General features: G+C 62.3%; 12 protein-coding genes. 1 reads left to right on the top strand and 11 read right to left on the bottom strand.

Annotated features, from left to right (window positions below):
- Nucleotides 1-18 precede the first annotated feature (18 nt).
- From hfq to ndk, 9 genes are all read right to left on the bottom strand, one after another.
- On the bottom strand, nucleotides 19-255 hold the full coding sequence (gene hfq / locus GGD40_RS20600) for an RNA chaperone Hfq (RefSeq protein WP_006051315.1): 237 nt from the start codon (nucleotides 253-255) through the stop codon (nucleotides 19-21).
- A 153-nt stretch (nucleotides 256-408) separates the two neighbouring features.
- Nucleotides 409-1,746, bottom strand: coding sequence for a ribosome biogenesis GTPase Der (gene der / locus GGD40_RS20595; RefSeq protein ID WP_035546423.1), 1,338 nt, complete (start codon nucleotides 1,744-1,746; stop codon nucleotides 409-411).
- 474 nt (nucleotides 1,747-2,220) lie between these two features.
- Nucleotides 2,221-3,366: an outer membrane protein assembly factor BamB gene (gene bamB, locus GGD40_RS20590; protein WP_179703867.1), complete on the bottom strand. Its 1,146-nt coding sequence runs from the start codon at nucleotides 3,364-3,366 to the stop codon at nucleotides 2,221-2,223.
- Between the two features lie 63 nt (nucleotides 3,367-3,429).
- Complete coding sequence (locus GGD40_RS20585) at nucleotides 3,430-4,059, bottom strand: YfgM family protein (RefSeq protein ID WP_179703866.1); 630 nt, start codon at nucleotides 4,057-4,059, stop codon at nucleotides 3,430-3,432.
- 77 nt (nucleotides 4,060-4,136) lie between these two features.
- The gene (gene hisS / locus GGD40_RS20580; protein WP_179744717.1) at nucleotides 4,137-5,486 is read right to left on the bottom strand and encodes a histidine--tRNA ligase; all 1,350 of its coding nucleotides are present in this window, start codon (nucleotides 5,484-5,486) and stop codon (nucleotides 4,137-4,139) included.
- 21 nt (nucleotides 5,487-5,507) lie between these two features.
- Nucleotides 5,508-6,839 (bottom strand): flavodoxin-dependent (E)-4-hydroxy-3-methylbut-2-enyl-diphosphate synthase, encoded by a 1,332-nt coding sequence (ispG, locus tag GGD40_RS20575; protein WP_179744716.1) that lies wholly within the window; start codon nucleotides 6,837-6,839, stop codon nucleotides 5,508-5,510.
- A gap of 86 nt (nucleotides 6,840-6,925) precedes the next feature.
- Nucleotides 6,926-8,038 (bottom strand): helix-turn-helix domain-containing protein, encoded by a 1,113-nt coding sequence (locus GGD40_RS20570; RefSeq protein ID WP_179744715.1) that lies wholly within the window; start codon nucleotides 8,036-8,038, stop codon nucleotides 6,926-6,928.
- A gap of 220 nt (nucleotides 8,039-8,258) precedes the next feature.
- Complete coding sequence (gene rlmN / locus GGD40_RS20565) at nucleotides 8,259-9,410, bottom strand: 23S rRNA (adenine(2503)-C(2))-methyltransferase RlmN (RefSeq protein ID WP_179703862.1); 1,152 nt, start codon at nucleotides 9,408-9,410, stop codon at nucleotides 8,259-8,261.
- Between the two features lie 160 nt (nucleotides 9,411-9,570).
- Nucleotides 9,571-9,996: a nucleoside-diphosphate kinase gene (gene ndk, locus GGD40_RS20560; RefSeq protein ID WP_012433533.1), complete on the bottom strand. Its 426-nt coding sequence runs from the start codon at nucleotides 9,994-9,996 to the stop codon at nucleotides 9,571-9,573.
- Between the two features lie 315 nt (nucleotides 9,997-10,311).
- Here ndk and GGD40_RS20555 point away from each other — a divergent pair, with 315 nt between their 5' ends.
- A complete protein-coding gene (locus GGD40_RS20555) occupies nucleotides 10,312-11,010 on the top strand; it encodes a Bax inhibitor-1/YccA family protein (protein WP_179744714.1) in 699 nt (232 codons plus the stop codon).
- Nucleotides 11,011-11,134: 124 nt separating this feature from the next.
- Here GGD40_RS20555 and GGD40_RS20550 read toward each other — a convergent pair whose 3' ends face one another.
- A complete protein-coding gene (locus tag GGD40_RS20550) occupies nucleotides 11,135-11,908 on the bottom strand; it encodes an MBL fold metallo-hydrolase (protein ID WP_179744713.1) in 774 nt (257 codons plus the stop codon).
- Nucleotides 11,909-11,915: 7 nt separating this feature from the next.
- On the bottom strand, nucleotides 11,916-13,055 hold the full coding sequence (bamC, locus tag GGD40_RS20545; RefSeq protein WP_179744712.1) for an outer membrane protein assembly factor BamC: 1,140 nt from the start codon (nucleotides 13,053-13,055) through the stop codon (nucleotides 11,916-11,918).
- Nucleotides 13,056-13,167 lie beyond the last annotated feature (112 nt).

Below are 13,167 nucleotides of genomic sequence, written 5' to 3'. Positions count from 1 at the left end.
GCCGGCCGCGACGAGGGGTTAGGACTGTTCGGAATCCGGGTGGAAATTCACCGGACGGGCTGGCACGACCGTGGAGATTGCGTGCTTGTAGACCATCTGGGTGACCGTATTCCGGAGCAACACGACGTACTGGTCGAACGATTCGATGTTCCCTTGAAGCTTGATGCCGTTGACCAGGTAGATCGACACCGGCACATGCTCTTTACGCAGTGCGTTCAAAAACGGGTCTTGTAACAATTGCCCTTTGTTGCTCATAGCAAACTCCGTATTTTTTTGCAGGTTGACTGAATTGACGACGAAGAAAAAGAGATCCGCCGTCAACCGCTACACTATAGCCGATTTTCATTTTTGCGCGACGGGCCTGGCCAGGCGGCCAAACCCAGCACACACGCGGCTTTCAGCCTAAGTTCAGCCTTTGTCCGCGTAAGGGTTCGTCGACGATCTGAACTCTATGCGCAATGGAGTCCCAATCAGCTTGAAAGTTTCCCGGAAGCGGTTTTCGAGGTAGCGTTTATACGTGTCGGTGATCGCATCGAGCGCGTTACCGTGAATCACGATGAGCGGCGGGTTCTGTCCGCCCTGGTGCGCATAGCGCAGTTTCGGACGCACCGGACCGCGGCGACGCGGTTGCTGGAACTCCACCGCTTCGATCAGCGCGCGCGTGAGCTTCGGCGTCGGCAGCTTGGCCATCGCAGCCTTGTACGCGTCGTCCACCGAGCGCATCAACGGGCCAATCCCCGTGTTTTCCGTCGCGGAAATGAAGTGGAATTTCGCAAAGTCGAGAAATTTTAGTTTGCGCTCGAGGTCGGCCTTGGTGCGCTCGCGCACATGCGAATCGAGTCCGTCCCACTTGTTCACGCCTACCACCAGCGCGCGGCCCTGCTCGACCACGAAGCCGGCAATGTGCGCATCTTGTTCCGAAATGTCCTGGCGCGCGTCGAGCAGCAGGATCACGACGTTCGCGTCGGAGATCGACTGCAGTGTTTTCACCACCGAGAACTTCTCGATCGCCTCGAACACTTTGCCGCGACGGCGCAGGCCGGCCGTGTCGATCAGCGTGTACGGCTTGCCCTGGCGTTCGAAGTCGACGTAGATCGAATCGCGCGTGGTGCCGGGCATGTCGAATGCGATCACGCGTTCTTCGCCGACCAGCGAATTGATCAGCGTCGACTTACCCACGTTCGGGCGGCCGACGATCGCGATCTTCACGCCGTGCGCCGCTTTCTCTTCGTCGCTCTCTTCCGGCTGGCCCGCGTAGGCGACCTCGAGCGCTTCGTTGATCATTTCGGTCACGCCATCGCCGTGCGCGGACGAAATTGCGCGCGGGTCGCCGAGGCCGAGTTCGTAGAAGTCGGCGGCGACGTTGCTGTACTTCATCCCCTCCGCCTTGTTGACGACGAGGAAAATCGGCCGGCCGACCTTGCGCAGGTAATCGGCGATGGTCTTGTCCTGCGGCGCAAGGCCGTTACGACCGTCGCAGATGAACACGACGATGTCCGATTCCTCGACCGCCTGGCGCGTTTGACGCGCCATCTCGTGCATGATGCCTTCTTTCGCGACCGGCTCGAAGCCGCCGGTATCGACGACCAGATACGGCCGGTCGCCGGCGCGCCCTTCGCCATAGTGGCGATCGCGGGTGAGACCGGGCAGGTCGGCAACCAGCGCGTCACGCGAACGCGTGAGCCGGTTGAATAGCGTGGATTTCCCCACATTGGGGCGCCCAACGAGGGCAATAACGGGTTTCATCAGATGTTGTTCACGGTGAAACGCGGGATCGAAATCGACCGCCCGCGTAGCGACGCCATGCGGCCGCTACACGGCAGCGTTTGACGAAAATTATCACGAATTCGACCGGCCCCGGATACGCTGTCAATTTGCGCACCCGGGCGGACGGGAGTTTGGCTGGTTGGGGCGGCGCCAATGGGCCGCCAGGTTAAGTCTTTCCTGCTCGACGGCTCGCACGCCTGCGAGCTGACGGTGCTCTGCGAAATCTCTGACGACCTGCGGAGCAACCGCCGACGGTGGCGCCGCAAGCAGCCACCGATGGCCACGCGCGCGATGCCTCTGCGGCGCATTGACCATTTCCTGATCCGACTTGCCGGACCAGCCAGTCCGGCGTAATTCTTCTACTTGCTCTACTGCTCGATTCCTACAGAAACGCGCACGGCCGGCAATGCCGGCGTGCGCGCTAAACGGCAACTCGGCGACTTGCCTGCGCGCTTAACGCGGGCGGTAGCCGTACAGGTCACCGTCGTGCGTCAGCACGACCAGCGTATCGCCGGCCAACACCGGCGCCGCGGTGATCGGGCTGCCGTCGGTCTTCACACGGGCGACGAGCGTGCCGTCGTCGCGCGACAGGAAGTGCACGTAACCCTGATAGTCGCCCAGCACAGCGGCACGGCCCAGCAGGTACGGCACGCCGAGTTCGCGGTTCTTCAGCTTGTCGTTCTTCCACAGCGGCGCGCCGCTGGTGACATCGAACGCCGAGACGACCGACCAGTCGTCAGCCGCGACGACCGCGCGGTCATCCTGCGCCAGACCGCTCGTGCTCGAGAACGCCTTCTCCCACAGCGCCCGGCCCGAGTTCGCGTCGAAACAGCCAATCTGGCCCTGGAACGTCACCGCGCAGGTTTCCGAACCGACCAGCGTGGGCGGACCGGTCACGTCGTTGATACGCTCCACTTCCGTCACGCCCTTCGGATACGACACCGGCGTCTGCCAGTAGTTGTCGCCGGTTTGCAGATTGATGGCCGCGAACGAGCCGCCCGGGAAACCGGCCAGCACCGCCGCGTCGCCCGCGAACGTCATACCCGACGATACGCGCAGGTTCAGCGGTACCGCGCGATTGCGATAGTTCCACTTCTGCTCGCCGGTTTGCGCGTTGAACGCGACGATCTGACCGTCGACCGTGCGCACCACCACGAGGCCGTTGCCGACCAGCGGCGGCGAGATGATTTCGCCCGGCGCCTTGGCGGTCCACAACTGCTTGCCGTCCGCGCCGAGCACGTAGACGTCGCCCTTCAGGCCGCCGACCGCAGCCAGCGTGCCGTCGCTACCGACGCCCGCCGACAAATCGTCATGCAGCTTCACACGCCAGATGTCCTTGCCGGTTTGCGCGTCGATCTTCGCGACCGAACCGTTCGCACCCGCCGCATACACGGCGTTGCCAACCGCGACCGGCGAAAACAGATAACGGCCCGCCTTGCCGACACTCGCCTTCCAGGCCTGCTGCACGTCGAGCACGGGCTTGAACTCGGTCAGCGGCGTCGGCACGCGGCGTTCGTCTTTCGTGGATGAGCAAGCCGCCAGGGTGAGCACGGTCATCGCACAGGCAACGGGCACAGCGTAACGTTTCAGCAGATTCATCGGTGGACGAAGCATTCAGGAAATGGATTAAAGGAGACCGGTTGGTCGTGGCATGCGGCGCGATCAGCCGCCCAGTGCATCCAGCTTGAACTGGATCAACTGACGTGCCGAGCTATCGGTTTTCGACAGCGAGTCGAGCGCGAGCTTGTAGGCCGTACGTGCATCGTCACGCTTGCCCTGGGCGGCCAGCAGGTCGCCACGGCCATTCGCTACGAGACCCTTGAAGGCGTCGGACTGCGGTTCGGCGAGCAGCGCCAGGCCCTGGTCGTAAGCCTTGTCGTCGAGCAACAGCGAAGCAAAGCGCAACCTGGCGATCTGCTTGAACTCGTCGTCTTTCGCGTGATCGATGGTCCATTGCAACTGGGCCTTCGCACCGGCTTCGTCGCCCGCGGTGTACAGCGCCTTGGCCGCGCCCAACGCCGTCATCTGCGCGTACGCGGTGCCGCTGAACTTGTCTTCCATGTCGGTGGCGACGCGCGTGACCTTCGCCTTGTCGCCCGAAGCCACGGCTTGCTGGACCTGGTCATACAGCACGGCAGCTTCCGCCGCCTGGCGCCGCTGCCAGAAATTCCAGCCGTTCCAGCCAGCAGCCGCAACCAGGACCACCAGCACGATCCATGTGGTTGCATTGCCCCATTGCGTCCACCATGCCTTCAGACTTTCTATCGATTCTTGTTCGTCGTGGTAACTCATCGCCCGGCGATTTCCTCTTTCTTGATACGTGTGCTTGTCGAGCCAGTCAGGAGCCAAAGGGCTCGACGACATCGCGATCAGTCGTCGCCGTCTTCGGCGGTTGCAACCATCGCATTGATTAGAAATTCGGTCAAGTCTTCGGCAGGCACGTTCTGTTGCTCGCTCTTACCGCCGTTACCCGCGCCATTACTCGTGTCGCGCAGCGCCTTGACGCCGACCGTACCGTTCGCGATTTCGTCTTCGCCGAGCACCACCGCGAAGGCCGCGCCGCTCGAATCCGCACGCTTCATCTGCGATTTGAAGCTGGCGGTTTGACCGTCGGCGCTGCAATGCAGAATCACGTCGAGACCCGTATCACGCAACCGCTCAGCGATGATGAAGGCCTGCTCGCGCGCCGCGTCGCCCTGATGGACAACGTAGACGTCGCAACCTTCGTCTTCCGGCACGAGCTGATCTTCTTTCAGCAACTCAAGAATCCGTTCGACGCCCATTGCCCAACCGCACGCGCCGGTCGGCTTGCCGCCGAGCTGCTCGATCAGCGGATCGTAACGGCCGCCTGCAGCAACGGTGCCTTGCGCGCCCAGCTTGTCGGTCACCCATTCGAACACGGTCAGATTGTAATAATCGAGACCGCGCACCAAACGCGGATTGATCTTGAACGGAATGTTGTTCGCTTTCAGAATGCGCTGCAGTCCCTCGAAGTGCGCGAGCGATTCTTCGCCGAGAAAATCGATCAGTTTCGGCGCGTTCTGCGCGACTGCCTGCATGGCCGGATTCTTCGTATCCAGCACGCGCAGCGGATTCGTGTACAGACGGCGCTTCGCTTCTTCGTCGAGCACATCCATGTGCTTTTCGAGGTAAGCAATCAGTTCGACGCGGTGAGCCGCGCGTTCATGCGACAGACCCAGCGAGTTGAGTTCGAGCTTGATGCCGATCAAGCCGAGGTCGTCCCACAAACGCTGGCACATCATGATGATTTCAGCGTCGGCGTCCGGGCCGGCAAAGCCCAGCGCTTCCACGCCCACCTGATGGAACTGGCGATAACGGCCGCGCTGCGGACGCTCGTGGCGGAACATCGGACCGACGTACCACAAGCGCTTCGGGCCGTCGTACAGCAAGTTGTGTTCGATCGCCGCGCGCACCACGGCCGCGGTGTTTTCCGGGCGCATGGTCAGGTTCTCGCCGTTCAGCGCGTCGGTAAAGCTGTACATCTCTTTTTCGACGATGTCGGTCACTTCGCCGATACCGCGCTTGAACAGCTGCGTATGCTCGATGATCGGCGTACGGATATTCTGGTATCCGTACGAACGCAGCATCGACTTGACGGTCATTTCGAAAAATTCCCACAGCCCGGCTTCCTGCGGAAGGATGTCGTTCATGCCCTTCACGCCGGACAACTTTTCGAGCTTTTTCTTCTGTTCAGTCATCTGTCTTTCGATAGCCGATATTTAGTTGAGTGCTTCGGCGCGGCCGGCTTCGGCGCGGCCATAGCGGCGCTCGACGTAGTCACTCACGATTTGCTGGAATTCTTGCGCGATGTGCTCGCCGCGCAGCGTCTTGACCTTCTCGCCGTCGATGAACACCGGCGCGGCCGGGTTCTCCCCCGAGCCCGGCAAGCTGATGCCGATATTGGCCTGCTTCGACTCGCCCGGACCATTGACGATGCAGCCCATCACCGCGACGTGCATCTTCTCGACGCCAGGATACTGGTCGCGCCACACCGGCATCTGCGTGCGCAGATAGGTCTGGATTTGCGACGCCAGTTCCTGGAACAGCGTGCTGGTGGTACGACCGCAACCCGGGCACGCGATCACCATCGGCGTGAACGAGCGCAGACCCATGGTCTGCAGAATTTCCTGACCGACGATCACTTCGCCGGTACGCGGGCCGCCCGGTTCCGGTGTCAATGAGATACGGATCGTGTCGCCGATACCTTGCTGCAACAGCACCGACAGCGCCGCCGTCGACGCGACGATACCCTTCGAGCCCATGCCCGCTTCCGTCAAACCGAGATGCAGCGCGAAGTCGCAACGGCGCGCGAGTTCGCGATACACGGCGATCAGGTCCTGCACACCGCTGACCTTGCACGACAGAATGATCTTGTTGCGCGGCAGGCCGATTTCGACCGCGCGCTCGGCCGAGCCGATCGCCGACTGGATCAGCGCTTCGTACATCACGCTTTGCGCTTCCCACGGCGTGGAACGTGCCGCGTTTTCGTCCATCATTTTCGCGAGCAGGTCCTGGTCGAGACTGCCCCAGTTGACGCCGATACGCACCGCCTTGTCGTACTTCACCGCCGCTTCGATCATTTGCGCGAACTGCGTGTCGCGCTTCGCGCCGTGGCCGACGTTACCCGGATTGATCCGGTACTTGGACAGCGACTCCGCGCACTCGGGGTAATCGCGCAACAGCAAATGGCCGTTGTAATGGAAGTCGCCGACCAGCGGCACCGACACGCCCATGCGGTCGAGCTGCTCGCGCACGGCCGGTACGGCCGCGGCCGCTTCCGGCGTGTTCACCGTGATACGCACCAACTCCGAACCGGCTTGCGCCAGTTCCTTGATCTGGATCGCGGTGCCGATCGCGTCCGCGGTGTCCGTGTTGGTCATCGACTGGACGCGCACGGGTGCATCGCCACCGATCGTGACGATCTGGCCACCCCAACGGATGTCGACCGCGTGCGACTTGCGCCGCGCCGCGTGGCCGCCGAACACCGGCTCATTGGAAACGATCTTGCTACTGGATTGGGATTGAGCTTCGGATTGCATCGAAAAACCCATTTACGCCGCATGCGCCACACAAAGACGTAGCGCCTGAATTGAAAAAGCGCCGCGGACCGGTTTGGCCGCGGCGCATACCGTATCTATCAAGGCAACGCGAAGCGCGCCACGTTACCTTTAGCTGCCGAATATTTGGCCGGATCAACCGGTTGCCCGTCGAGCGTCAGCGACTCGAGACCGGCCTTGTTCCCCAGCGTGACCTTAAACGGCGCCACGCCCGTTACTTCCTTGGTGTCGCCGGCGTGGACGAGGCCGGAGAACACTTCCTTGCCGTCCTTGCCACGCACGCTAAACCAGCTATCTTGCGTCACGCGCAGTGCGACGATCGCCTCGCCGCCGCCGGCCGTGTCAACTGCCGCCGCCGATGCGTCCGCGACAACCGCTGCCGGCGCACTCGCGGCCGGTACGGCAGCCTGCGCCTGCGAAACTGCCTTGGGTGCGGCAGCCGTTGCCGTCACAACCGGCGCCGACGACGGTGCGGCGCCCGTAGCCAGCGGCGCGGGCATCGGCGTACCCGATGCTGCGCTGTCTGCGGCGGCTTGCGCGTCCGGAGCGGATGCCGCCTCCTCCGTCGTCGCGTCGGAGCCTGCTGCCGGACTCTGTGCCACCGCGCCCGATGCACCGGTCGCACCACCCGCGGCGCCGTTCGCACTCGCCTTCAGGCGAGCAAGCCACGCCGACGAATCGCCGCCGTTGGTATGCCACATGCCCAAGGCGATCACCGCGACGATGACCGCCGCCACGCCCCACAACCACGAGCGGCTTTTTTGCCCGCTCCCGCCGAGCGACAACGACACCTTGCCGCGCGGCAAATCTTTGCCCGACGACGCCGGCATCGACAGATCCGGCGCGGGAACACCCTTCTCGCGACGCAAGGCCTGCGTGAACGGCGTGGGATCGGCGCCCAGCATCTTTGCATAGCTGCGCACGACGCCGAGCGCGAAGGTCGTATCCGGCAAGTGGCTGATGTCGCCCGATTCGAGCGCACGCAACTTGACGACGGAGACTTTCAGACGCGCCGACACGTCCTCGATCGTCCAGCCTTTCGACTCACGCAACTGGGTCAAGCGCGCGCCAACTGCCGCCAACGAATCCATGCCCGGCTGCACAACGGGCTGCACCACCGCCCGTGCGACCGGCGCCGGATGGCCTTCGTTCGTGTCTGTGTCCTGCGGCTGCGGGTGCTGCGGCTCACTCATCCCAAATCCTTTCGCGTCGATTCTTTTTAACTCGTGCCATTCGGACGGGCTCGCGCCTCACGCCCGAATCGCAGACCGTTTATAACAAAATGTGCGGCCTTGTGTGCCGCTTCCGATCGCTTCTGCAAACTTTCTTTTCAATCGTGGGTGGCAAGGCCGCTTTCTGCACGTTCCAGGAAACACCCCACCGAACGCCCGGCACCCCTGCCCGCCCGAACGATTACACGGCCCGAACCTCGATAATCTTCGCCGCCTTCCCGGTGCGCTCAGCGAGGCGCGTGCGGTCTTGCACCGCACCGGCCAACTGACCGCAGGCTGCGTCGATATCATCGCCGCGTGTTTTGCGCACCGTGGTGACGACGCCCGCGTCCATCAACACTTGCGCAAACCGTTTGATCTGTTCCGGCTTCGAGCGGAAGAGGCCCGATTCGGGGAACGGATTGAACGGAATCAGATTGAACTTGCATGGGACGTCGCGCGTGACGGCCAGCAATTCGCGCGCTTGCGCCTCGCTGTCGTTCACACCGTCGAGCATGCAATATTCGAACGTAATGAAATCGCGCGGCGCGACTTTCAGATAGCGCTGGCAAGCGGCCATCAGTTCGCGCAGCGGGTACTTCTTGTTCAGCGGCACCAGCATGTCGCGCAGCGGATCGCTCGGTGCGTGCAACGACACCGCGAGCGCTACCGGCAGATCGGCGCCGAGCCGGTCCATCATCGGCACGACGCCCGACGTGGACAGCGTGACGCGCCGGCGCGACAGGCCGTAGGCGTTGTCGTCAAGCATCAGACGCATGGCCGGCACGACTGCGTCGTAATTCAGCAGCGGCTCGCCCATACCCATCATCACGACGTTCGTGACGACGCGATCGCCCTTGCCGTCGCCACCCGTGGCGCGGCCGCCGTCCCCACCGCGCGTGGCGCGCAGCGAGAATTCGGCCATGCGCAACTGGCCGATGATTTCAGCAGTAGAGAGATTGCGGGAGAAACCCTGCTTGCCGGTCGAACAGAAACGGCAGTTGACCGCGCACCCAGCCTGCGACGACACGCACAACGTGCCGCGCGTTTCTTCCGGGATATAGACGGTTTCAACCGCGTTGCTGTTGCCGACGTCGATCAGCCACTTGCGTGTGCCGTCGGTCGAAATATGGTCGCTGACGATGCCCGGCATCGAGATCGTGGCGCGCCCTTTGAGCTTTTCGCGCAAGGACTTCGCGAGATCGGTCATGCCGTCGAAGTCGGCAGCGTTGTACTGATGAATCCAGCGCTGCAATTGCTTGGCGCGAAACGGCTTCTCGCCCAGGCTGCCGCAGTAAGCGACGAGCCCTTGGGCGTCGAGGTCGAGAAGGTTGACGGTGGAACTGCTCGTCATATCGAATCCTGCCATTTCAGTGCGAGACTACGTTCATGCAACAAGCTGCATGAACGCAATGCCGTTCGCGCCCATTCCTGCTGCTTTTACCTTACTACTTTGCCGGACGATTCGTGCGATAAATCAGTTTCGGCTGCACAGACCGCCCGCAACGCAGGTCTTAACGCGAGTAAACGTTCACTTGCGGGAAGAAGAATGCGATTTCAACTGCTGCCGTTTCCGCAGCGTCCGAACCGTGCACCGCGTTAGCGTCGATGCTGTCGGCGAAATCGGCGCGAATCGTGCCCTTTTCTGCCTTCTTCGGGTCCGTTGCGCCCATCAGGTCACGGTGCTTCAGGATCGCGTTTTCGCCTTCCAGCGCTTGCACGACCACCGGGCCCGAGATCATGAAGTCGACGAGGTCCTTGAAGAACGGGCGTGCAGCGTGCACAGCGTAGAACTTTTCAGCGTCGGCGCGCGACAGATGAACCATGCGCGAAGCCACGATCTTCAGACCAGCGTTTTCGAAACGGCTGTAGATCTGGCCGATCACATTCTTGGCCACTGCGTCCGGCTTGATAATCGACAGGGTGCGTTCGATCGCCATAAAAACTCCAAAAAATTAAGAGGTTACAGATTCAAATGAATCCGCTATTGTAGCATGTTCCCGTGTATGATTGCGATTGAACCCTTACAGGATTGAAAGACTCCAAGCAGGAGTTTCCGAATACTGGTAGCGTTGGTCGTGCGGGTTTTTTCTGGGCATTGAAACTCCCTGCCACGGCGCCAATCTTAGGGTTGGGTACTTCGCGACCGGCGGCAAACATCCCCGCCTTCGCTGCACGACCGGCTGCAACCGCTGCACTGCCGTTACCACCGCTTCACAACCATACGCAACACGCTTCTGAGGTAAGGAGAGACCATGAACGATCATCCGTATAGCTTTGGCCGCAATGGCGCAGTCAGCACGGTCGAAACGCGTAACCGCGTGCTACGGAACACCTACTGGCTGCTGGCGTTGTCCATGATTCCGACGGTGCTCGGCGCATGGGTTGGCCTCGCCACCGGTTTTTCACTGTTCGCGGCCACCAGCCCGGCCATGAGCATGCTGGCGTTCTTCGCGATCGCCTTCGGCTTCATGTTCGCGATCCAGAAGACCAAAGACAGCGCCGCCGGCGTGTTCGTGCTGCTCGGCTTCACGTTCTTCATGGGCCTGATGCTGTCGCGCATCCTGAGCTTCGTGCTCGGTTTTTCTAACGGCCCGTCGCTGATCATGCTCGCCTTCGGTGGCACTGGTGTGATCTTCGCGTCGATGGCGACCATCGCCACGGTCAGCAAGCGCGACTTTTCGGGTCTCGGCAAGTGGCTGTTAATGGGCGTGATCGTGCTGCTGCTCGCTTCGGTCGCGAACGTGTTCCTGCACCTGCCGGCGCTGATGCTCACGGTGTCCGTCCTCGCCATCGTGATCTTTTCGGCGTACATGCTGTTCGACGTCCAGCGCGTCGTGAACGGCGGCGAAACGAACTACATCACCGCCACGCTCGCGATCTACCTGGATCTGTACAACGTGTTCGTGAACCTGCTCGCGCTGCTCGGCATCTTCGGCGGCAACCGCAACTAAGTCTGACCCAGGCGTGGCGCCTTAGGCAACTTAGGCGCCTGTCTTGAAGAAAAAGCCCATAACGAGTGATCGTTATGGGCTTTTTCTTTACCTTCCCGTCGGTTACGGCGCTATCCGGCGGGAGCTACAGGCTCAACCACGCACAGCCCTCGTCCTGTGTAGCGACCACCACTTCCGTCGGCGCTGCGCCCAGTACACCCGCCATTGCTGCCCGCGCCAGCTCCGGCGAATTGTTCTGCTGGCTCAGATGCGCCGCGACCAGATGACGCAAGCGCGAACGGTCGAGCGAGGCCAGGATTTCAGCCGCCGCCTCGTTGTTCAAATGCCCATGATTACCGCCGATGCGCGCCTTGAGCGACTGCGGATAGCGGCTGCCCGCCAGCATCTGCACGTCGTGATTACATTCGAGCACCAGCGCATCGCAACCGCTCAACACTGAGCTGATATGTGGCGTGGATGTGCCGACATCGGTCAGCACGCCGAGCCGGCTCGCGCCGTTCGAGAGCACGTACTGCAGCGGCTCGCGGGCGTCGTGAGGAACGGTATAGGGAAGGATGCTGAGGTCGCCGATTGCAACCGCTTCGTCGCCCCACAGCACCTGCAGGTCGATATCGGCTTCGTCGGCGCCTACCGCGCGGGCGGTGCCCCAGCTCATGTACAGTGGAATCGACCACTTGCGCGCCAGCGTCAGCGCGCCGCCAATGTGATCGCTGTGTTCATGCGTAATCAGTATGGCGTCCAGACCTTCGGCGCTCGCGCCAACCCGGTTCAGACGCCGCTCGACTTCCTTGGCCGAAAAGCCGCAGTCGAGCAGCACGCGCGTGGTGGTTGCGCCGCTTTGCGCTTCCACCAGCAACGCATTCCCATCACTACCGCTGCCGAGACTCGCGAACCTCACGGCCCGCTTAGTTCAGCTGCGCGTGGAGCAGCGTCACGATACGCTGCGCGTCAGACGAATTGTCCACCTGGCCGTTCGCATCCAGCACGGCCACCTGCGTCACCGTGTCGCCCTTCGAACGCACGTTGACGAGGAATTCCTGACCCGGCTTCTTCGCCGAATTGCCGCTGTAGAACAGCTTGCCGAACAGACCTTCTTTCTTCAATTCCTGCATCGAGTCGGCGTAGCGCACGTAGTAGATGCCCTTCGCGCGATCGCGGTTGTCGACAGCGAAGTTGGTGCGGTCGAGCGCAAGGCCCACACGCAGCCAGGCACGGTCGAACGACTCCGGCAGGTCGAGCGTCGACGTGCCCGCGCTCTGGTCGATCGTGGCCGGTGCGACAGCCGGACGCGCATCGGTCAGCAGTTGCTTCGACTGCGCTTCGGTCAAGCCGAACTTCTGCATCAGCTTGGTGAGGAACAGCGCTTCGAGCGCCGGGTCACGCGGACGCTCTTCCCAACGCGACGACGTCTTGTCCTGCCCCGTCAGCATTTCTTCCATCGCGCTGTGCGTGATCGAGATGTCCGTGGTGCCCGACGGTGCGCGCGACACGAGCGTGCGGAAGCTGTCGCGGGTGCCCGACGAATACGCGAAGTCGATCACCTTGCCGACCGTACGGCGGAACCAGTCGTCCGGAATATTGGCGCGATTTTCCGCCCAGTCGGTTGTCATGATGCCGGTGGCCGGCGCGTCGGTTTTCAGCGCGAAGCCGTTTTCCTGCCAGAACTCCTGCAGTTGCGGCCACAGTTGTTCCGGCGAGCGGCCGTCGACCACCAGCCAGCGGCGATCGCCGTCGCGTTCGATATGCATGCCGAGCGGATCTTGCGCGCTCGGTTGACCTTCGGTGGCATTGCCCGCCGCCGTGATCGCGCGCGTGGGCGCGCCGCCCAGGGCCAGATTGGTCGGCGGCGCGATGTAGCGCTCGTCGGTCTTGGTGGTGCTGAGATCGTTCGGAACGGCGAGCGGCGGCGCACTGCCGGCGCCCTTGTAGTTGACGCGGTCGGAAGCGAACCAGTCGTTCAGCGTGTCACAGCCGGCGAGCGTCACCAGGGCAAGCGCCAGCGCCGCCATGCGGGTTGCGTGGAGGGAAAGTGCGGAACGTTTCATGAGGTCCTTCGTGATGCTGGAACGCGGTGCCTGGTTCTGTGTGCAGGGAACGTGGGCTGGATCGACGTCGGTTTAAGGGAGTGCCGGTAGCAGGCTTTCGTTGGCGCTGGTG

The organism is Paraburkholderia bryophila (assembly GCF_013409255.1).
Classification (GTDB): Bacteria; Pseudomonadota; Gammaproteobacteria; order Burkholderiales; family Burkholderiaceae; genus Paraburkholderia.
The sequence above is the reverse complement of the archived record's forward strand: the minus strand, read 5'-3'. Positions and strand labels throughout refer to the sequence as shown.